Origin of the sequence: Shinella sp. 838, assembly GCF_029623935.1 — a bacterium.
In the GTDB taxonomy this organism is placed as follows: Bacteria; Pseudomonadota; Alphaproteobacteria; order Rhizobiales; family Rhizobiaceae; genus Shinella.
Genome location: NZ_JARSBQ010000008.1, coordinates 247,040 through 265,476, shown reverse-complemented (window position 1 = coordinate 265,476; position 18,437 = coordinate 247,040). Strand labels below are relative to the sequence as shown.

19 protein-coding genes are annotated in these 18,437 nt (G+C 63.7%); 5 read left to right on the top strand and 14 right to left on the bottom strand.

Annotation, left to right across the window (positions count from 1 at the left end):
- Window positions 1-45: 45 nt before the first annotated feature.
- A complete protein-coding gene (locus P9A16_RS22965; protein ID WP_037405721.1) occupies window positions 46-597 on the top strand; it encodes a gamma-glutamylcyclotransferase in 552 nt (183 codons plus the stop codon).
- On the opposite strand, the gene P9A16_RS22960 is transcribed toward P9A16_RS22965, so the two are convergent.
- From P9A16_RS22960 to ftsE, 4 genes are all read right to left on the bottom strand, one after another.
- Complete coding sequence (locus P9A16_RS22960) at window positions 598-1,389, bottom strand: lysophospholipid acyltransferase family protein (RefSeq protein WP_024270158.1); 792 nt, start codon at window positions 1,387-1,389, stop codon at window positions 598-600.
- A 77-nt stretch (window positions 1,390-1,466) separates the two neighbouring features.
- Window positions 1,467-2,180, bottom strand: a complete 714-nt coding sequence (locus tag P9A16_RS22955) for a YdcF family protein (RefSeq protein ID WP_023513181.1) — start codon at window positions 2,178-2,180, stop codon at window positions 1,467-1,469.
- Window positions 2,181-2,250: 70 nt separating this feature from the next.
- The gene (locus tag P9A16_RS22950) at window positions 2,251-3,258 is read right to left on the bottom strand and encodes a cell division protein FtsX (RefSeq protein WP_023513180.1); all 1,008 of its coding nucleotides are present in this window, start codon (window positions 3,256-3,258) and stop codon (window positions 2,251-2,253) included.
- Window positions 3,251-3,910 carry a cell division ATP-binding protein FtsE gene (gene ftsE / locus P9A16_RS22945; RefSeq protein WP_023513179.1) on the bottom strand — a complete coding sequence of 220 codons (660 nt, stop codon included), beginning with the start codon at window positions 3,908-3,910 and terminating at the stop codon, window positions 3,251-3,253. Before ftsE ends, P9A16_RS22950 begins: the two co-directional genes overlap by 8 nt.
- 204 nt (window positions 3,911-4,114) lie before the next feature.
- On the opposite strand from ftsE, the gene P9A16_RS22940 reads away from it, so the two are divergent.
- From P9A16_RS22940 to P9A16_RS22930, 3 genes are all read left to right on the top strand, one after another.
- Entirely contained in the window at window positions 4,115-4,789 is a 675-nt protein-coding gene (locus P9A16_RS22940; RefSeq protein WP_023513178.1) for a hypothetical protein, read from the top strand.
- A 91-nt stretch (window positions 4,790-4,880) separates the two neighbouring features.
- Window positions 4,881-5,429, top strand: a complete 549-nt coding sequence (gene hpt / locus P9A16_RS22935) for a hypoxanthine phosphoribosyltransferase (RefSeq protein WP_023513177.1) — start codon at window positions 4,881-4,883, stop codon at window positions 5,427-5,429.
- Between the two features lie 156 nt (window positions 5,430-5,585).
- On the top strand, window positions 5,586-5,945 hold the full coding sequence (locus tag P9A16_RS22930; RefSeq protein ID WP_023513176.1) for a response regulator: 360 nt from the start codon (window positions 5,586-5,588) through the stop codon (window positions 5,943-5,945).
- 7 nt (window positions 5,946-5,952) lie between these two features.
- Here P9A16_RS22930 and P9A16_RS22925 read toward each other — a convergent pair whose 3' ends face one another.
- The 4 genes from P9A16_RS22925 to argH all read right to left on the bottom strand — a co-directional run bounded on the left by P9A16_RS22925 (window position 5,953) and on the right by argH (window position 11,747).
- Complete coding sequence (locus P9A16_RS22925; RefSeq protein ID WP_023513175.1) at window positions 5,953-8,592, bottom strand: TIGR02302 family protein; 2,640 nt, start codon at window positions 8,590-8,592, stop codon at window positions 5,953-5,955.
- A gap of 118 nt (window positions 8,593-8,710) precedes the next feature.
- Window positions 8,711-9,979 (bottom strand): diaminopimelate decarboxylase, encoded by a 1,269-nt coding sequence (gene lysA, locus P9A16_RS22920; RefSeq protein ID WP_023513174.1) that lies wholly within the window; start codon window positions 9,977-9,979, stop codon window positions 8,711-8,713.
- A 73-nt stretch (window positions 9,980-10,052) separates the two neighbouring features.
- Window positions 10,053-10,238, bottom strand: coding sequence for an LPS translocon maturation chaperone LptM (lptM, locus tag P9A16_RS22915; RefSeq protein ID WP_023513173.1), 186 nt, complete (start codon window positions 10,236-10,238; stop codon window positions 10,053-10,055).
- 105 nt (window positions 10,239-10,343) lie between these two features.
- A complete protein-coding gene (gene argH, locus P9A16_RS22910; RefSeq protein WP_023513172.1) occupies window positions 10,344-11,747 on the bottom strand; it encodes an argininosuccinate lyase in 1,404 nt (467 codons plus the stop codon).
- A gap of 22 nt (window positions 11,748-11,769) precedes the next feature.
- Here argH and tlpA point away from each other — a divergent pair, with 22 nt between their 5' ends.
- Window positions 11,770-12,444, top strand: coding sequence for a thiol:disulfide interchange protein TlpA (gene tlpA / locus P9A16_RS22905; protein WP_023513171.1), 675 nt, complete (start codon window positions 11,770-11,772; stop codon window positions 12,442-12,444).
- A gap of 21 nt (window positions 12,445-12,465) precedes the next feature.
- Here the strand turns inward: tlpA and P9A16_RS22900 are convergent, their stop codons facing one another.
- The 6 genes from P9A16_RS22900 to P9A16_RS22875 form a co-directional block, all read right to left on the bottom strand.
- A complete protein-coding gene (locus P9A16_RS22900; RefSeq protein WP_023515805.1) occupies window positions 12,466-13,488 on the bottom strand; it encodes a sulfate/molybdate ABC transporter ATP-binding protein in 1,023 nt (340 codons plus the stop codon).
- Window positions 13,485-14,381, bottom strand: a complete 897-nt coding sequence (gene cysW, locus P9A16_RS22895; RefSeq protein ID WP_023515806.1) for a sulfate ABC transporter permease subunit CysW — start codon at window positions 14,379-14,381, stop codon at window positions 13,485-13,487. Before cysW ends, P9A16_RS22900 begins: the two co-directional genes overlap by 4 nt.
- Before the next feature lie 2 nt (window positions 14,382-14,383).
- Entirely contained in the window at window positions 14,384-15,205 is an 822-nt protein-coding gene (cysT, locus tag P9A16_RS22890; protein ID WP_023515807.1) for a sulfate ABC transporter permease subunit CysT, read from the bottom strand.
- A 134-nt stretch (window positions 15,206-15,339) separates the two neighbouring features.
- On the bottom strand, window positions 15,340-16,323 hold the full coding sequence (locus tag P9A16_RS22885; protein WP_050745501.1) for a sulfate ABC transporter substrate-binding protein: 984 nt from the start codon (window positions 16,321-16,323) through the stop codon (window positions 15,340-15,342).
- A gap of 141 nt (window positions 16,324-16,464) precedes the next feature.
- Window positions 16,465-17,337: a 3-hydroxybutyryl-CoA dehydrogenase gene (locus P9A16_RS22880; protein WP_023515809.1), complete on the bottom strand. Its 873-nt coding sequence runs from the start codon at window positions 17,335-17,337 to the stop codon at window positions 16,465-16,467.
- 148 nt (window positions 17,338-17,485) lie between these two features.
- Window positions 17,486-18,415 (bottom strand): electron transfer flavoprotein subunit alpha/FixB family protein, encoded by a 930-nt coding sequence (locus P9A16_RS22875; RefSeq protein WP_024271141.1) that lies wholly within the window; start codon window positions 18,413-18,415, stop codon window positions 17,486-17,488.
- Between the last annotated feature and the right edge of the window lie 22 nt (window positions 18,416-18,437).

The following is an 18,437-nucleotide window of genomic DNA, read 5'->3' as shown; positions in this document are numbered from 1 at the left end:
GCGTCAAAGCCGGCAATTGCGGCGGCTTTTTGAGAGATGGTCCAAGTGACGGTGGATATGAACGAATTCTGGGTTTTTGGCTACGGTTCGCTGATGTGGAATCCGGGCTTCGAATTCGAGGAACAGCAGCCGGCCCATCTCTTCGGCTTCCGCCGTTCGCTCTGCGTGCGCTCCTGGGTCCATCGCGGCACCGAGGCCAAGCCCGGCCTCGTGCTGGGCCTCGATCGCGGCGGCTCCTGCCGCGGCGTCGCCTTCCGCATTGCCCCCGCAAGCCAGGAGGCCGTGGTCGATTACCTGCGCGAGCGGGAACTGGTGACCCATGTCTACAAGGAGCGCACACTTGCCGCGACGCTGGGCGACGGCCGGCGCGTCTCGACGCTCGCTTACATCTGCGACCGTGCCCATCACCAGTTCGCCGGCTCGCTCTCCATCGAGGAGGCGGCGACGACCGTCAGCGCTGCCATCGGCAAGTCCGGCCACAACATCGACTATGTGCGCAACACGCTGACGCATCTGCGCGCCATGGGTATCCGCGACCATTGGCTGGAGGACGTCGGCCGCACCGCGGAAAACCTCCACACGCAAGGCCCCGCCTGATCAGGCGGTGTGCGCCTTCAGCTCCGCCAGCCGCTGCTCGGCCGTCGGCGGCAGGGGCAGGTTTGGATTTGCCGCGACGGTTTCCACCAGCAGCCGGTCGCTCGCCGTCTCCATCACCTCGACGAGATGGGCGAGAAAGGCATCGGGATCCATGCCCGGCGCGATCGCCGGCAGGATACGCACCTTGAAGTGGCCGGGATAACGGATGAACTTGCGGCGCGGCCAGAACAGGCCCGGATGCATGACGACGGGCACGACAGGCACCTGCAGATCCCGGTAGAGGCGAGCGATGCCGTATTTGTATTCCGGTGTCGCGCCCGGTGGGCGACGGGTGCCTTCCGGATAGATGATGAGCTGGCGGCCGGAATTCATCTCTTCCTTGGTGCGCTGCATGACGGCGGCCATGACCTTGCCACGCGCACTGCGATCGACCGGCACCATGCGCTGCTTCTTCAGATACCAGCCAAAGAGCGGAATCCAGGTCAGCTCGCGCTTGAGGATGTAGAAGGGATCGTCGAGCCAGGGCAGCAGCGCATAGGCATCCCAGAAGGACTGGTGCTTCGGTGCGAAGATGTAACCGCCATTGGCCGGGATATTCTCCAATCCTTCGATCTCGAACGTCGTACCGACGACTTTGTCGAAGAGCCAGTGATTGCTCCTCGCCCAGTTCTTGGCGACGCCATAGGCCTTTTTGCGCGGCAGCAGGAAATAGGCCGGCGTCATGATGATCATCTGTAAGATGAGGTTCAGGTAGAAGAGGGTATTGAAGAGGACGGAACGGAAAGCGATCATCGGGCAGCCTGTCAGCGGGACGCGTTCCTTCGCCCTACACGATATTCAACGACGGGGAAACTCCCGTTGCAGCGATCTCAACCACCGGAAAGGCCCGCCATGTCGCCGCGAAGGCCAGACCAGTTGCCCGCCCCCGCAAAGGCACGGATATGCGCAAGGCTGTACTTGAGGTACTCCGACAACATCGCCTTCACGATGCCCGGCTGGCGCAACCAGTTGCCGTTCTTCAGGTCCGAATTGACGACCGGATAGGCGATGAACTCCGTCCGGGGATCGATGACCTTCAACTCCAGCAGGCTGCGCGGCATATGGTAGTTGTTGGTGACGACGAGCACGCGGCGGAACTGGTGATCGCTGATCCAGCGCGCCGTCTCGTTGGCGTTGCCAATCGTATCCACCGCCTCGTAGCCCATGTCGACGCAGCATTCGAAAAGCGCCGACGAGCTCTGGGTGAGTTTGCGGATCTGGTTGCCGCTGGTGGCGGGGTTGACGCCGGAGATCAGCAGCCGCTGCCCGGCTCCCTGCTTGAGCAGGCCGATTGCCCGGTCGATACGCTGGTAGCCGCCGGTCAACACCACAATGGCATCGGCCTTCGGATCGCTCGGCGCTTCCAGCGCAGCGACGGTTTCGGCAAAATAGAGGAAGCCGCCGGTACCCGCCGCGGCGGCAAGCAGGATGAGTGCGAGCAGCGCACGCACGGCAAGGCGGACGGGGCCCTTGCGCCGCCGCCCCTCCCCCTCAGACCGGACGCCCTGCGGCAGACCCGGTTTTGCCCGTTCAAGCGCGTTCATGATTCCGTCCATAGAACGTGATTGCGGCAACCGATGGTCCGTTTCGCGGCAGCGGTTCGTCTGGGCCGGCTCATGGGTCGGGCAGTTGGTCGGTGCGAGATGGGTCGGAACGGATCTGGTCGATCTCGTGGATGGTCCGCATGACGGTGAAACGGGCCGTCAGCGTCGTCAGCAGCGCGATGACGACAATCGTGCCGGCAATGCCGAGATAGCCCGTGAACCCCATGGAGAAGGTGCCGAACAGGGCCGTCGCCTGGTCGCTCTGGGGGGTCGCGATGGAGCGCCCCTGCCAGAAGCCGGCGACGGCAAAGAACAAGGCTGCCAGGAACCCGCCGGCCACCGAACCCTTCAGGCTGATCTTCAGGAAATGCTTCTGGAACTCGGACGCGACAAAGCTTGCCTCCGCGCCGACGAAATGCAGCACCTCGACAATGTGCCGGTTGCCGGAAAGCGCGCCACGCGTTGCGAAGATGACGGTCAACACCATGGCGGAAAAGACCAGCACCAGCACGCCGGTACCGATGAAGGCCGTCGTGCGCGCCATGGCGACGAGGCGATCGACCCAGGTACGGTGATCGTCGAGGAAGGCCGTCGGGATCTTCTGCGCCAGTGCTGCCCGCATTGCCATGAAATCCGGCGGGCTCTGCTCATCGATGGTCACGATGACGAGACGCGGCACCGGCAGTTCGTCGATGTTCAGCCCTTCCCCAAGCCAGGGTTCGAGCAGCCGCGCCGTCGCCGTCTTGTCGACGATCGTGCCGTCGCGCGTGCCGGAGAAGGTTAGCGCGAGGTCACGCGCATCCGTCAGCGCCTTCTCCATGTCGAGATTGTCGTCGGGCTTGATCTGGATGGTGATCTCGCGGGAGATCTGGCTCTGCCAGCTCGCCGCCGTCGCCCGCACCATGCTGACCGCGCCAAAGGTGAGGCAGGCCAGAAAGGCCATGATGGCGATGACGAGCATCAGCGCGTTGCCGGACACGTTCGCCTGCGGCACGATGGGTGCCGTCGGGCGCACTTTCATTTCCGGCCGGCGCGCCGGCTGGGCGTCCTGGGCGGTATCGTGCGGCGCGTCAGTCATAGATATCGAGCCGTCCCTGCGAGAGGATCATGCGCCGGGCCTCCACCTGGTCCATCAGCGACAGGTCGTGCGTGGCGATCACCACGGCGGTGCCGAGACGGTTCAACTCGAGGAAGAGGCTCAGCAGCCGGCGCGCCATCGGCGGATCGACATTGCCGGTCGGCTCGTCGGCAAGCAGCAGTTCCGGCCGGTCGATGAGGGCGCGGGCAATGGCCGCGCGCTGCTTTTCCCCGCCCGACAACACCGGCGGCAGGACGTTGATTCGCTCCCCGAGCCCGACCCATTTCAGGAGTTCCAGCACGTCGGCGCGATAACTCGCCTCCTCCTTGCCACGCACGCGCAGCGGAAGGGCGACATTCTCATAGGTCGTGAGATGGTCGAGCAGGCGAAAATCCTGGAAGACGATGCCGATGCGCCGACGCAACATCGGCAGCTCGTCGCGCGGAATGGTGGAAATCTCCCGGTCGAAGGTGCGAATGATACCGCGTGTCGGCTGCAGGGAGAGGAAGAGAAGACGCAGCAGCGTCGTCTTGCCGGCACCGGAAGGCCCCGTGAGGAACTGGAAAGACCGGCGCGGAATATCGAAGGTCAGGTCGCGGAGGATCTCCGGGCCCATCCCATAGCGCAGTCCGACATTCTCGAAGTGAATCAATGATCAATCCGGTTCTAGAAGCGGGTTACCCTTGCCCGCCGAGGCAGGTTCGCTGGCGAGGTCGCACAGGAAAACGGCTCTTTCACGGTCGGGTTTCCGAAGCATTAACCAGTATGGTTTACGTTTGGTAAGGATTTCATTCAATGCCCGACTTTTCGCCGATGATTTTGCGCGGAAGGGCGCAGGCGGAACGAGGAGGTCGCGATGAACGCCTTCAGGGCAAGACGCGAGGCGAAGGGCCGGATCGACCTTCTGCCGCCGGAACCGAAGACACCAGCCCGCAGGAATGCAAAGCCGTTTCCGGCACGTCTCGAAGTGGTCGATGCCGATTTCGTCGTCATTCGCAGCACTGCCGCCCGCACCAGCAATGACAATCACCGCGCCGCCCGCCCTGCACCATCTGCCGAACAGCTACATCACCTGCTGCTCCGCATCGCCACGGCCAGTGCCCGGCTGTGCGAGGCTGGCCTGCAGCTTCTTCCAGGCCGTGCCTTTGCCGGCCTCGTGACGACAGCCTTCATCTTCGTCTTTGCCTATGCCGGCGGGCTCTCCGCCCTGAAGGCCGCACTCCCTGAGAACGAGCCGGGCGAGACACTGCGCATAGCCGACGTCATCACGACAGTCGACGACCGCAACGGCATGAAGGTGCTTGCCGTCTATGGCCGCCTCACCAATGGCGGCAACACCACTGCCGCCGTCCCGCCGGTCGACATCGTCTTCGAAGGCGCTGGCAAGACGCTCCGCCACCGTCTCTCGCTCGAAACTGCCGCACTCGCCCCAGGTGCCAGCGAGACCTTCGCGTTGCGCATTCCGCACAGTGGCGGAAAAGTACCGAAAGTCTCGGTTTCGCTTGCCGCCGAGGGTGCGCCCGCTCGCTGACTGTGCTAATCGGCTCCTTTGTTTCTCCCAGTTCCGCACGCAAAACCATCGGGTTTGCCGGATCTGCCTACGACCAAGGAGCCGCCTCGCGATGCAGATTGTCCGCGGAAAGAAGATCGAAACGCTCTACGACGCCGCTACGATCGCCAAGCGCAACGAAGAACTGGCGGCAGATATCGCCAGCGGGCCGACGAAAGACCTTCTCGTCATCGCCGTCCTCAAGGGCTCGTTCATCTTCGCCGCCGACCTCACCCGTGCCCTCCACGCCGCCGGCCTTGCCCCGGAAGTCGAATTCATCACGCTGTCGAGCTACGGCGCCGGCACCGTTTCGCAGGGCGTGAAGGTCATCAAGGACATCGATAGCGACGTACACGGCCGTGACATCCTCCTGATCGACGATATCCTCGAATCCGGCCGCACGCTCAGCTTCGCCAAGGAACTGATGTACGAGCGCGGCGCCAAGAACGTCACCATCGCCGTGCTGCTCGACAAGCGCGAGAAGCGCAAGACCGACCTCGAAGCCGATTATGTCGGTTTCGAATGCCCGGATCATTTCGTCGTCGGCTACGGCATGGACGTCGCCTATGCCTTCCGCGAACTGCCCTTCGTCGGCATCGTGACGGGCGACGCGGACGCCTGAGGCTGTCCTGACCGCAGATTCCCCCATCGGCCGTTTACCGATCGACAAGGAAAGTCTGGTCTTTTCACTCAAGGAGCGGCACCGGGAATCGGCGCACCGCTCCGGCCTACCGTTCCCTCGGAACAAGGCCGGATGAACGGACCGAAAGGGGAACCGATGGCCAAGATCCTGATCACCGAAGACGAGGATTCGCTCCGCACCTTCGTGGCGCGGGCGTTGCGCATGGACGGCCACGAGACCGTCGAAGCGCCGGACGGTGCAGCCGGACTCGACGCCCTGACGGATGGCGGTTTCGATCTCCTCCTGTCCGATATCCGCATGCCTGTGATGGACGGCATCGAACTCGCCCACAAGGCGTCAGCCGCCCATCCGGCGCTGAAAATCCTGCTGATGACCGGCTATGCCGAACAGCGCGAGCGGGCAGACGACCTTGCCTCGAAGATCGTCGATGTGGTGAGCAAGCCATTCAGCCTGCCCGACATCCGCCGCGCCGTGGCAACGGCACTCGCCGCCTGACCACGCCTCAACGGATTCCGAGCAGCCGCTCCAGATAATCCCGTTCAAAACCGGGCGCAGATCCGGTACCCAGACGGCGACGGATCTCTTCCAGAATTTCACGCGCCCGCTGGATATCGATTTCTTCCGGAACCTTGGTCGGCCCGCCGAAGTCGGGGCCCTGTCCGTTGAGTGCGCGCTCTCGGCCCAGCGGGTCGCGGCCGTTGCGCCCGGCCTGCGGTATGCCTTCGCCCGGCCCCTGGCCTTGCCCTTGCCCCATGGCCTGCATCTGGCTCATCATGTTCTGCGCGCCCTGGCGGAGTGCCTCCAGTGCACGGCCCTGGCTACCAACGGCCGATTCGCCCTGCCCCTCGCCCAGCGCTTCGGAAGCACCCTTCATCTCACGACCGGCCTGACCAAAGCCTTCGCCAGGTTCAAGCCCCATGCCCTTCAGCGCCTCCTGGATCTCCCCGAGCTGCTTGCCGAGCCCATCCTGCTGCTCCTGAAGCTTCTTCAGCGCCTCACGAAGCTGATCGGCCGTCATCTGGTCGGTCGACTGCTGACCGGCGCCATTGTCGCCCGGCTGCTGTTGCTGCTGGCCTTCCTCGCCCTCGCCCGGCATCGGACCGCCCCGCTGCTGGCGGTCGCGCAACGCCTGATCGAACTGGAAGGTCTGCTCCATCAATTTCTGCTGCTGCTGCATCAGCTGGCCGAGCTTGTCCATCTGCTGGCGCATCGCGTCGTTCTGCTGGCCTTGCTGACCCTGCTGCGGCCGACCGGCCTGCAGGTTGTTCATCATGCGCTGCAGTTCGGAGAGCATCTGCTGGGCCTGGTCACGCGCGCCGGACCGGGCCAGATTCTCGATCTGATCCATCATGCGCTGCAAATCCTGCTGCCGCAGTATCTGGCCCTGCTGCTGGGCGTTCTGCTGCATCTGGCCATTCTTGGCCGCCTGGCGGGCAAGCTCCTCCATATAGGCCTGCATCGCCTCACGCAGCTCCTTCATGAGCGCAGCGATCTCCTCGTCGGAGGCATTGCGCTCCAGCGCCTCGGAGAGCGCCTTCTGCGCCTCGCGCAGCCGGCGATCAGCCAAAGACAGGTTGCCGTCCTCGATGCCAAGGGCGATTTCCCAGAGATAGTCCGCCGTCTCGCGCATCTGGTCGTCCGTGCGGGAAAGTTTCATGCGCGCATTGGCCGATTGCAGCAGCAGGTAATGCGTGAGGTTGGGGATCGTCTCTTCCGGCCGGATCGTCAGCGCCTCGTTGAGCGCGATGGCATGCGGCAGCTGGTTGGCATCGAGTGCGAAGACCTGCCGCTGTTCAGCGACGGCCCCGGCCAGCGGCTCGAAGAAGTTCTTGGCCGGCAGGATCATCTCCACGGGCTGGCTGCGCCCTTCCTGCCCGGCGGCATCCCTGGCAACAAGCGTGATCTTCACGCGCTTGCCGGAGAGCGGATGTTCGGACAGGTTGCGGCTTGTCGTGCCCTTGGCGTCGCGCGCAGCGCGGCGCGGCAGGTCGAGGCGGTACTCCGGCAGCGGATAGAGCGGACGTGCATCCTTCGGCTGTTCGACCGGCACGATCTCCGCATGAGCCTCCTGGATTCCGTAGTCGTCCTTGGCGACGAAGCTAATCTCCAGCGCCGACGCGACGGTCTTTTTCGGAATACCATCGAAGGCGATTTCCGGAACGCGGTCCGGAATGACCGCAAACGCCCAGGTCTGGCCGGCGACCGAGAGCGTGCCGTCCTTCAGAATTTTGTAGCGCATGGTCTTGGCGCCATTGGCCGCGGCAACCGGCACCTTCGCTTCGGCCTTCGGGCCCTCGGCCTTTTCATCCTTCGGCTTTTCTGCCTCCGGGCGTATGGCCGTCGCCGTGGCCTCGCCCGTCACCTGGTAGCTCACCGGCTCATCGCCGCCGCCACCCGTAACGCGCACGGTCAATTCGCTGAACTGCGGAATGCGAATCTCGCCCGTGGCAGCCTCGCCCGGCTGGCCCTGCGTGCTGCCGGTCAGGAAAATGGGTGCACGCGACGTGTGCGCCGGCGGCGTCACCCAGGCGTCGATGCGCACATCCGGCGCGGTGTCGGCAGGCGCGCGAAGGGTAACCACATCCGCCAGAAGACCACCGCGATTGGAATAGGAGAAGGCAAAGGCGATGGCGACAAGGAGCAGCGGCACGGCGCGCAGGGCATGGCGGTCATAACGGGCAATGTCCGGCTCAGGCGCACCGGTCCTGAGCGCGCCGATCATCCGTGCCATACGGCTCTGGTGCTCGCGCCACAGCGCTTCGGCAACGGCACCACCACCGGCCGGCCGATCTTCCTGCACCCGGATCGCCTGATGAGCCAGCGCGTTGCGCGCCTCCAGCATGCGATAGGCCCTGTCAATCGAAGGCCAGCCGATACCGCGCAGGCGAATGAGCAGACCGGCAAGACCAAGCGCGAAGCCGGCCAGCGTCGCAAGATGCAGCCAGGTGGGAACATGGCGAAAATAGCCGAACCAGGTCAGCGCGAGAAACGCCGCGACGAGAAGCAGGATCGGCAGCACCCGCGGGGCGAGCGCCTCCAGATAGAGGATGGTCTGGGCGGCAAGGCGTTTGCCCGCAAGCCGTCGGGCCACCGGGTTGCCGGCCGCTTCCGTCTCGCGCTGTCCTTGCGTGTCAATCGCCATCGATCGCCGCTCTCCGCTGCAGGTTGTCACCGCCAAAAGATAACATGCTTTGTGGCGAAGACGAGGGCGCACGCAAAATCGTGATCGCGCGCGCAGCCTGGTTTAGCACTTGCGAAGGTCAGGCGAGCCAGTCCGGAAGCGAATCGAGGCCGATCAGGTCGTCATAGCTGAGGCGTGGCCGCACGACATGGAACTCGGCCCCGTTGACCAGCACTTCCGGTACCAGCAGACGGCTGTTATAGGTGCCCGCCTGCACGGCGCCATAGGCACCGGCGGACCCGACGGCAATGAGATCGCCGGGCTTCGGCTGCGCCATCTCTCGGTCCTGCGCCAGATAGTCACCGGTCTCGCAGACGGGACCCACCACGTCCGCCCGGATGCGCGGCGCGCTGGCCGCCGAAATGACGACCGGCTGGATCTCGTGCCAGGCCTCGTAGAGCGTCGGGCGGATGAGGTCGTTCATGGCCGCATCGACGATGACGAAAGTCTTCTCGCCGCCATCCTTCACGTAGATCACCTCGGTGACGAGGATGCCGGCATTGCCGACTATCAACCGGCCAGGCTCGGTGACGATCTTGCAGTTCAGGCCCTTGAGCTGGTTCTTGACGATTTCGGCATAGGCATCCGGAAGCGGCGGCGGCGCATTGTCCGTCTTGTAGGGAATCCCGAGACCACCGCCGACATCGACGTGATCGATCGTGTGTCCGTCGGCACGCAGCGTATCGACGAGTTCGCGCAGGAGCTTGAAGGCATCCTCGAAGGGTTGCAACTCGGTGATCTGGCTGCCGATATGCATGTCGATACCGGTCACCTTGATGCCCGGCAGGCTGGAGGCGCGGGCATAGACGGCGCGGGCGCGTTCCCAGGAAATGCCGAACTTGTTTTCCTTCTTGCCCGTCGAGATCTTGGCATGCGTGCGGGCGTCGACGTCTGGATTGATGCGGAAGGAGACGTGCGCAACCTTGCCGGCCTTCACGGCGCGGGCATTCAGCACCTCCAGCTCGGGCTCGGATTCGACGTTGAAGCAGTAGATGCCGGCCTCAAGCGCCAGATCCATTTCGCGCGGCGTCTTGCCGACGCCGGAGAACATGATGCGCGAGGCAGGAACGCCGGCGGCCAGCGCCCGGCGCAGTTCGCCTTCCGAGACCACGTCGATGCCGGCGCCAAGCCGGGCAAGCGTCTTCAGCACCGCCTGGTTCGAGTTCGCCTTCATAGCGTAGCACACCATGGCATCGACACCGTCGAAGGCCTTGGCGAAGACCTTGTAGTGACGCTCCAGCGTCGCCGTCGAATAGACGTAGAAGGGCGTGCCGACCGTCTTGGCGATTTCCGGAACCGGCACGTCCTCCGCATAGAGGATGCCGTCGCGATGCTCGAAATGGTTCACAGGTCTCGTCCGTTAAACAGGGGCAGTTCCGGCAAAACCGCGCGGCGGCCTTGCGTTGGGAACTGCGTCAAAACTAGAGAAGGGGGTCGAGGATGAAAGGCTTGTCTTCGACCTGCTCGACCTTCTTGCCATCGACGGTCTTCACGACCGGTTGAGCCCCGCCCGGCAGGTCGAGATCGCCCTTGCGACCACAGGCGGTCAGAACCGCTGCGGAAAGGCAGAGCGCGAGAGCCAGCCTGCCGATGTCGATGCGTGTCATGAAGCGTTCCCTGGAAATGCCGGTGATCGGGTGGGCATCATCCTTAGCGAATTCGCCCGTCCTTGTGCACCCTTAATCTACTGATGAGTCCTGCAAGCAATCTGATCAGTTGCGCTGCCGCCACCAGGCGATCTGCTTGCGGACCTCCAGAGGGGCGGTACCGCCAAAACTCTTGCGGCTGGCGACCGAGGCCTCGACCGTCAAGACGTTGAAGATGTCGGCGGTGATGGCGGCATGGATCGCCTGCAGCTCCTCGAGCGACAGGTCGGAAAGGTCGCAGCCCTTGCTCTCGGCCAGCGCCACGGCGCGGCCCGTCACATGATGGGCATCTCGGAAGGGAAGTCCCGCTTCCCGCACCAGCCAGTCGGCAAGATCGGTGGCAGTGGAATAACCGGAGCCGGCCGCCGCCTTCATCCTGTCGGTACGAATGGTCATGTCGCGCACCATGCCGGTCATCGCGGCAATGGCCAGCTCGATGCTCTCGGCAGCGTCGAAGACCTGTTCCTTGTCTTCCTGCATGTCCTTGGAATAGGCGAGCGGCAGACCCTTCATGACAGTCAGGAGTGCGATCAGCGAACCGTTGATGCGGCCGGTCTTGGCACGCACCAGCTCGGCGGCATCCGGGTTCTTCTTCTGCGGCATGATCGAGGAGCCGGTGGAGAAGGCATCCGACAGGCGGATGAAACCGAACTGCGGCGTCGACCAGATGACGATCTCTTCGGCGAGGCGCGACAGATGAACGCCGGCAATCGCCGCAATCGACAGGAACTCCAGGGCGAAATCGCGGTCCGACACGGTATCGATGGAATTGCGGGTCGGCTCGCGGAAGCCGAGCGCCTTCGCCGTCATGTGTCGGTCGATATTGTAGCCCGTGCCGGCAAGCGCGGCGGCACCGATCGGGCTTTCATCGAGGTGCTCGATGGCGTGGCGCACCCGCTGGCGGTCGCGGCCGAACATCTCGACATAGGCCATGCAATGATGGCCGAAGGTAACGGGTTGGGCGGTCTGAAGGTGGGTGAAGCCGGGCATGACGGTTTCGGCGTGCTCCTCGGCACGGTCGAGGAAGGCCGCGATGAGGCCCGTCAGCGCCTTCTCCGTCTTCTGCAGCTCTTCCTTCACCCACAGACGGAAATCGAGCGCCACCTGGTCGTTGCGCGAGCGGGCGGTGTGGAGGCGTCCGGCGGCGGGACCGATCAGCGTCGCCAGCCGCGCCTCGACATTCATGTGAATGTCTTCCAGGCGGCGCGAGAACTCGAAATTGCCGCTTTCGATCTCTGACAAGATCGTGTCGAGACCGTGAACGATCTTTTCCTTATCGTCCGCCGAAATGATGCCCTGGTGGCTAAGCATTTCGGCATGCGCCTTTGAGCCGCGGATGTCCTGGGCGTAAAGCTTCTTGTCGAAGCCGATGGAGGCATTTATCTCCTCCATGATCGCATCCGGTCCCGAGGCGAAACGGCCGCCCCACATCTGGTTCGAGGATTTCGTCTCGGAAGTGCCGTCAGCCATGGGTCCCGTCCTGGAGAGTGAAATGACAGTGAAGAAGAAACTCGGCCTGCCGGCAGGAAAACTGATCGCCATTGCCGGGCTCGCCGGACTTCTCGCCGGTGGTGCAGCGATATACGTGAAGGAAAGCCTGTCTGGCAATGGCGCGGTCGCTTCCGCCGATCCCGCCGCCTGCACGGCCACCGCAGCGAAGGCCGAAGCCCTGACACCCTTTTCCAAGGGACAGGTCGCCGCCATGCGCACGGTCGACGAGCATCGCGCGCTGCCCGATCTCGTGTTCGACGGCCCCGACGGCAAGAAGAAGACGATCGCCGATTTTTCCGGCAAGACCCTGCTCGTCAACCTCTGGGCCACCTGGTGCGTGCCGTGCCGTGAGGAAATGCCGGCACTCAACGCGCTCGAAAAGGAGCTCGGCAGCGACAAGTTCGAGGTCGTGGCGATCAACATCGACACGGGCGATGACGAAAAGCCGAAAACCTTCCTCACCGAAACAGGCGTCAACGACCTCGGCTATTATCGTGATGCCTCGATGGGCGTGTTCAACACCCTGAAGAAGGAAGGCCTCGCCTTTGGCCTGCCGGTCACACTGCTGATGGATGACAAGGGCTGCTTGATCTCGGCAATGAACGGCCCCGCCGCCTGGGACAGCGACGACGCCAAGGCCTTGATCAAAGCCGCGCTTGCTGCGCCGAAAAGCTGAGGCATCGCGAGAAGGTTTCGCTCACGCCGCTGGATAGGCGCGCGACCGGCGGATGTCGAGGAAACCCGCTTCGCCCTTGCGGTGCGGGAATTCCGGCGCCGTATCGAACTCGACCGGCTGACCACTGCCCGTCAGCGCCAGCACGCGGCGTGAGTCCGGCCGGTCGATGACCCGCACGATCTTCGCAGCGATGCCCTGCCCATCCTCGCGCCAGGTGACGTCGGCCGGGCGGAACAGGATCTGACCGCTGCCATCGGCCACACCGCCCGCCTCGAAGGCCACGTCGCCGACATAGGCCTTGCCGCCGCGGATCTCCGCATCGAGCCGGTTCGCATCGCCGAGGAAATTCATCACGAAGGCATCGGCCGGGTTGCGGCAGACCGCCTCGGGCGTGCCCTCCTGCACGATCTTGCCCTTGTTCAGGATGACGACCCGGTCGGCAAGGTCGAGCGCCTCTTCCTGGTCGTGTGTGACGAAGAGCGTGGTGATGCCCAGTTCGTCATGGATTTTCCGAAGCCAGCGGCGCAGGTCCCGCCGCACATTGGCATCAAGCGCACCAAATGGCTCGTCGAGCAGCAAAACGCGGGGATCGACGGCGAGCGCCCGGGCGAGCGCCACACGCTGGCGCTGGCCACCGGAGATCTGGCCGGGGAAACGGTCCTTGAGGCCACCGAGCTGCACGAGATCGAGCAGTTCCGCAACACGTTTGGCGATCGCGTCGGGCGAGCGCTTGACCTTGGAGACCTTCATGCCGAAGGCGATGTTCTCGCCGACGGTCATATGCGGGAAGAGGGCATAGTGCTGGAAGACGAAACCGACGCCGCGCTCGCGCACCGGAATGTCCGTCGCATTCTCATCGCCGAAATAGATCGCACCGCCATCGGCATATTCGAGGCCGGCAACCATGCGCAGGATCGTCGTCTTGCCGGAGCCGGACGGGCCGAGCAATGCCACCAGCTCCCCGCTTTCGATATCGAGCGACACGCCGTGCACGGCGCGAAAGGTCTGGAACTCCTTGACCACATTGGTAAGGCGGATCTTCACGGTTTTACCTCCGGGGTGATGCTGTCGGCGCCGGCCAGCTGAGAGGGGCGCTGCACGCGGCCTGCGCCCTGCCGCTCCAGCGCCACCTTGGCGACAAGCGTAACGATGGCAAGACCGGCGAGAATGGATGCGGCGGCAAAGGAACCGGCCGCGTTGTAGTCGTGATAGAGCAGCTCGATGTGCAGCGGCAGCGTGTTCGTCTGGCCGCGGATGTTGCCCGAGACGACGGAAACGGCACCGAACTCGCCCATCACGCGCGAATTGCAAAGCACGACACCGTAGAGCAGCGCCCACTTGATGTTCGGCAGCGTGACGGAGAAGAATGTGCGCCAGCCGCTTGCCCCCAGCGACGTCGCCGCCTCCTCTAGGTCGCGGCCCTGCGCCTGCATCAGCGGGATCAGTTCGCGCGCCACGAAGGGCGCGGTCACGAACATGCTGGCCAGCACGATGCCCGGCAGCGCGAAGAGGATCTTGATCTCCATCGATTGCAGAGCCGGTCCGAACAGGCCCTGCAGACCATAGACGAAGAGATAGGAGACGCCCGCAACGATGGGCGATACGGAGAAAGGCAGTTCGATAACGACAGTGAGCAGCCGCTTGCCGCGGAAATCGTGCTTGGTGATGGCCCATGCCGCCGCAACGCCGAAAGCCGTGTTGATCGGCACCGCGATCAGCGCCGTGACGACCGTCAGCAGGATGGCGTGCCGCGTGTCCGGATCGGCAATCGAGGCGGCAAAATAACCGACACCGCGTGAAAAAGCCTCGACGGCGATGACGACGAGCGGCGCGACGATCATCAGCGCGACCAGCACGAGCACGAAGGCGAGGAGCGAGCGGCGGAAGACCGGATTGTCGCCGACGCGGGGCGGCGTGCCTTTTCCAGGGTGCACCATGGTCAGCCCCTTGCCGTATAACGCAGGGCGCGGGCCTGCATGAGGTTGGTGATCGCCAGCATGACGAAGGCCGTCAGCAGCATGACGGAGGCGATGGCGGCCGAGGCCGGGTAATCGTATTCCTCAAGCCGGATGAAGGCGAGCAGCGCGGTGATCTCCGTTGAGAACGGCTGGTTGCCGGCAATGAAGATAATGGCCCCGAATTCCCCAAGACTGCGGGCGAAGGAGAGCGAGACACCGGCCAGAAGCGCCGGCGTGAGGAGCGGCAGGATGACGCCGGTGAAGATCGACAGGTCGCTCGCCCCGAGCGTCTGCCCCGCCTCCTCCAGCGCCGGATCCAGTTCCTCCAGCACCGGCTGCACCGTGCGCACGATGAAGGGAATGCTGGTGAAGCTCATGGCGACGATGATGCCGAGCGGCGTATAGGCGACCTTGATACCGAGAAGCGAGAGCGGTCCGCCGAACCAGCCGTTGGTCGCAAAGAGCGTGGTAAGCGCGATACCCGCAACGGCGGTGGGCAGCGCGAACGGCAGATCGACAAGCGCATCGACCAGCCGGCGACCGGGAAAGCGGTAACGCACCAGCACCCAGGCGAGCGATAGGCCGAAGACGAGGTTGAAGGCGGTTGCTGCCAGCGCGCAGAGCACCGTGACCCGGTAGCTCGCAAAAGCGCGGTCCGACGAGATGATGCGCCAGTAGTCCTCCGGCCCGAGGCTGGCCGCCTTGAAGACGAGCGCAGCCAGCGGCAGCACGACGATGATCGCCACATAGACGAGAGTTATGCCGAGCGCGAGCGGCAATCCGGGCAGTACACGCCGTCTCAAGAGGCGCTTCCTTTCTCAAGCTGATCCAGGAAAAGTGCGGAGCGCGATCATCCGGCCGGATTTGTGCGAACACTTTTCATGCCACAACCGGCGGACTTTCGGCCGCCGGTTGCGATAAAACGAAGGTCGATGGATCAACGGCTGCCGTAGATCTTGTCCAGCACGCCGCCTTCGGCGAAGTGCTCCTCGGAGATCTTCTTCCAGCCGCCGAAGACGTCATCGACATTCACGAGGCGGATTTCCGGGAACTGGCCCTTGAACTCGGCAGCGACCGTCTGGTCATGGACGCGATGGCCGAATTCGGCAGCGATCTTCTGGCCCTCTGGCGCATAAAGGAAATCGAGGTAGGACTTTGCAAGCTCACGGCTGCCCTTGGCGTCGGCCACCTTGTCGACGATGGCGACCGGGAACTCGGCAAGCAGCGAGACGGAGGGTACGACGCTTTGGAACTTGTCCTCCCCATATTGCTTGGCGATCGACTTGGTTTCCGCCTCGAAGGTGATGATGACATCGCCGATTTCGCGCTCGACGAAGGTCGTCGTCGCCGCGCGGCCGCCCGTGTCGAAGACCGGAACGTTGTCGAAGATCTTGGTGACGAACTCCTCGACCTTGGCCGGATCGTTGTTGAAGGCTTCCTTGGCATAGGCGGTCGCTGCAAGATAGGTGTAGCGCGCATTGCCCGAGGTCTTCGGGTTCGGGAAGATGACCTTCACGTCGTCACGGGCAAGGTCCGACCAGTCCTTGATGTTCTTCGGGTTGCCGGCGCGAACGAGGAAGGACGGGAAAGAGTAGAAGGGCGAAGCGTTGTTGGGGAATTTCTGCTGCCAGCCTTCGGCGACAAAGCCGTTCTTCACGAGGAAGTCGATATCCGTCACCTGGTTGAAGGTCACGACATCCGCCTCCAGACCTTCGACGATGGCGCGCGCCTGCTTGGAGGTGCCGCCATGCGACTGGTCGACGGTGACACCCGGATGCCCCTTCACGAAGGCTTCGTTCTCGGCAGCGAAAAGCTCACGCGCCACGTCATAGGAGGCGTTGAGCAGCTTGTCTGCGGCCTGCGCGGAGAACGGAGCGGCAAGGCCAAGGAGAGCCACGCCGAGAAGGAGCAAACGTTTCATCTGAAAAACCCCGAATGGAACCTGAATTCGGGCAGACAATAGCGACCGGCCGCTCCCGATCCGAGGTATGGCCTGCCGCAGCACTTGCGGCAGACGAAACATTTTTCCCTGAAAGGGCAAGCTTGGGAAATGTCCCGCTGCTCAGCGCGTCGGGACAGGGACTTCGCCGCGATAATCGTAGAAGCCGCGTCCGGACTTGCGGCCGAGCCAGCCGGCCTCGACATACTTCACCAGCAGCGGGCAGGGGCGGTACTTCGAATCGGCGAGGCCGTCATGCAGCACCTGCATGATCGACAGGCACGTGTCGAGGCCGATGAAATCGGCAAGCTGCAGCGGACCCATCGGATGGTTGGCGCCGAGCCTCATCGCGGTATCGATGGCTTCCACCGAACCGACGCCTTCGTAAAGCGTATAGATCGCCTCATTGATCATCGGCAACAGGATGCGGTTGACGATGAAGGCCGGGAAATCCTCCGCGACGGTGATCGTCTTGTCGAGCTTGGCGACAAATTCCTTTGCGGCGGAGAACGTGCCCTCTTCGGTCGCGATACCGCGCACGAGCTCGACCAGCTTCATGACCGGAACCGGGTTCATGAAGTGGATGCCCATGAAGCGCTCCGGACGGTCGGTGGCAGACGCGAGCCGCGTGATCGACAGCGAAGAGGTGTTGGTGGCGAGGATCGCTTCCGGCTTCAGGACGGAACAGACCTGGCCGTAGATCTTGCGCTTGACGGTCTCGTCCTCTGTCGCCGCCTCGATGACGAGATCGGCGTCGGAGAGGTCGTTGATATCGGAGGATCCCTTGATCAGGGCGAGTGCGTCCTTGCGCTCCTCGTCGGTCATCTTGCCGGAGGAGACCTGGCGGGCAAGATTGCCGTTGATCGTGGCAAGCCCGGTTTCGACACGCTCCGGCGACAGGTCGTAGATGTGGACCTTGTATCCGGCCATGGCAGAGACGTGCGCGATACCGCATCCCATCTGGCCCGCACCGACAATACCGACGTTCTTGATCATAGCGCCAATCGCCCCATCACACCGTCTGCGCCCCTAGGCGCAGGCAAAAAAACACCGGGCCGGTCAAGCCGGCCCGGTGAAGTGATAAAGCGCCGCGACGCATTTTTCCAGTGAAATCATCGTCGCAAAGAGCCGGGTCAAAGCTGGCTCAAAGCGCCTTTTCGAGTTCGGGCAGGGCTTCGAAGAGATCGGCGACGAGGCCGTAGTCCGCGACCTGGAAGATCGGCGCTTCCTCGTCCTTGTTGATGGCGACGATGACCTTCGAATCCTTCATGCCGGCAAGGTGCTGGATGGCGCCCGAGATGCCGCAGGCGATGTAGAGCTGCGGCGCAACCACCTTGCCCGTCTGCCCGACCTGCCAGTCGTTGGGCGCATAGCCCGCATCGACGGCCGCGCGGGACGCACCGACAGCCGCACCGAGCTTGTCGGCAACCGGGAGAATGACTTCCTGGAACTTTTCCGACGAACCGAGCGCACGCCCGCCCGAGATGATGATCTTGGCCGAGGTCAGCTCCGGACGATCCGACGAGGACAGGGCATCCTTGACGTGGGTCGAAAGGCCCGGGTTCGATGCGGCCGAGACCGTCTCGACAGAGGCGCTTCCACCCTCACCCGCTGCGGCGAAGGACGCGGTGCGGACCGTGATCACCTTCTTGGCATCGGTGGACTGAACGGTCTGGATGGCATTGCCCGCATAGATCGGACGCTTGAACGTGTCCGATGAGACGACCTCGACGATCTCGGAGACCTGCGCGACGTCGAGCAGGGCGGCAACGCGCGGCAGCACGTTCTTGCCGACCGAGGTGGCGGCCGAGACGATGGCATCATAGTTGCCGGCAAGCGAGACGATGAGCGCTGCCAGCGGCTCTGCCAGGTTGTTGGCAAGGTTCTGGTCGTCGGCGAGCAGGACCTTGGAGACGCCAGAGAGCTTTGCAGCCTGTTCGGCCGCAGCCTTGGCGCCGGAACCGGCGACGAGCACATGCACGTCGGAGCCGATCTTGGAGGCTGCTGTCAGCGCCTTGGCGGTCTGGTCGGAAAGGTGAGCGTTGTCGTGGTCTGCCAGAAGAAGAATGGCCATGGTAATGTTCTCCCTTTCCTGC

Coding starts and splice junctions, on each gene's coding strand:
- lptM (WP_023513173.1), bottom strand. CDS start 10,238: ATGACACGCATCGACATCGGCAGGCTGGCTCTCGCGCTCTGCCTTTCC.
- tlpA (WP_023513171.1), top strand. CDS start 11,770: ATGACAGTGAAGAAGAAACTCGGCCTGCCGGCAGGAAAACTGATCGCC.
- P9A16_RS22930 (WP_023513176.1), top strand. CDS start 5,586: ATGGCCAAGATCCTGATCACCGAAGACGAGGATTCGCTCCGCACCTTC.
- P9A16_RS22960 (WP_024270158.1), bottom strand. CDS start 1,389: ATGATCGCTTTCCGTTCCGTCCTCTTCAATACCCTCTTCTACCTGAAC.
- P9A16_RS22880 (WP_023515809.1), bottom strand. CDS start 17,337: ATGATCAAGAACGTCGGTATTGTCGGTGCGGGCCAGATGGGATGCGGT.
- P9A16_RS22940 (WP_023513178.1), top strand. CDS start 4,115: ATGAACGCCTTCAGGGCAAGACGCGAGGCGAAGGGCCGGATCGACCTT.
- P9A16_RS22955 (WP_023513181.1), bottom strand. CDS start 2,180: ATGAACGCGCTTGAACGGGCAAAACCGGGTCTGCCGCAGGGCGTCCGG.
- cysW (WP_023515806.1), bottom strand. CDS start 14,381: ATGGTGCACCCTGGAAAAGGCACGCCGCCCCGCGTCGGCGACAATCCG.
- P9A16_RS22925 (WP_023513175.1), bottom strand. CDS start 8,592: ATGGCGATTGACACGCAAGGACAGCGCGAGACGGAAGCGGCCGGCAAC.
- P9A16_RS22875 (WP_024271141.1), bottom strand. CDS start 18,415: ATGGCCATTCTTCTTCTGGCAGACCACGACAACGCTCACCTTTCCGAC.
- P9A16_RS22950 (WP_023513180.1), bottom strand. CDS start 3,258: ATGACTGACGCGCCGCACGATACCGCCCAGGACGCCCAGCCGGCGCGC.
- P9A16_RS22885 (WP_050745501.1), bottom strand. CDS start 16,323: ATGAAACGTTTGCTCCTTCTCGGCGTGGCTCTCCTTGGCCTTGCCGCT.
- hpt (WP_023513177.1), top strand. CDS start 4,881: ATGCAGATTGTCCGCGGAAAGAAGATCGAAACGCTCTACGACGCCGCT.
- argH (WP_023513172.1), bottom strand. CDS start 11,747: ATGGCTGACGGCACTTCCGAGACGAAATCCTCGAACCAGATGTGGGGC.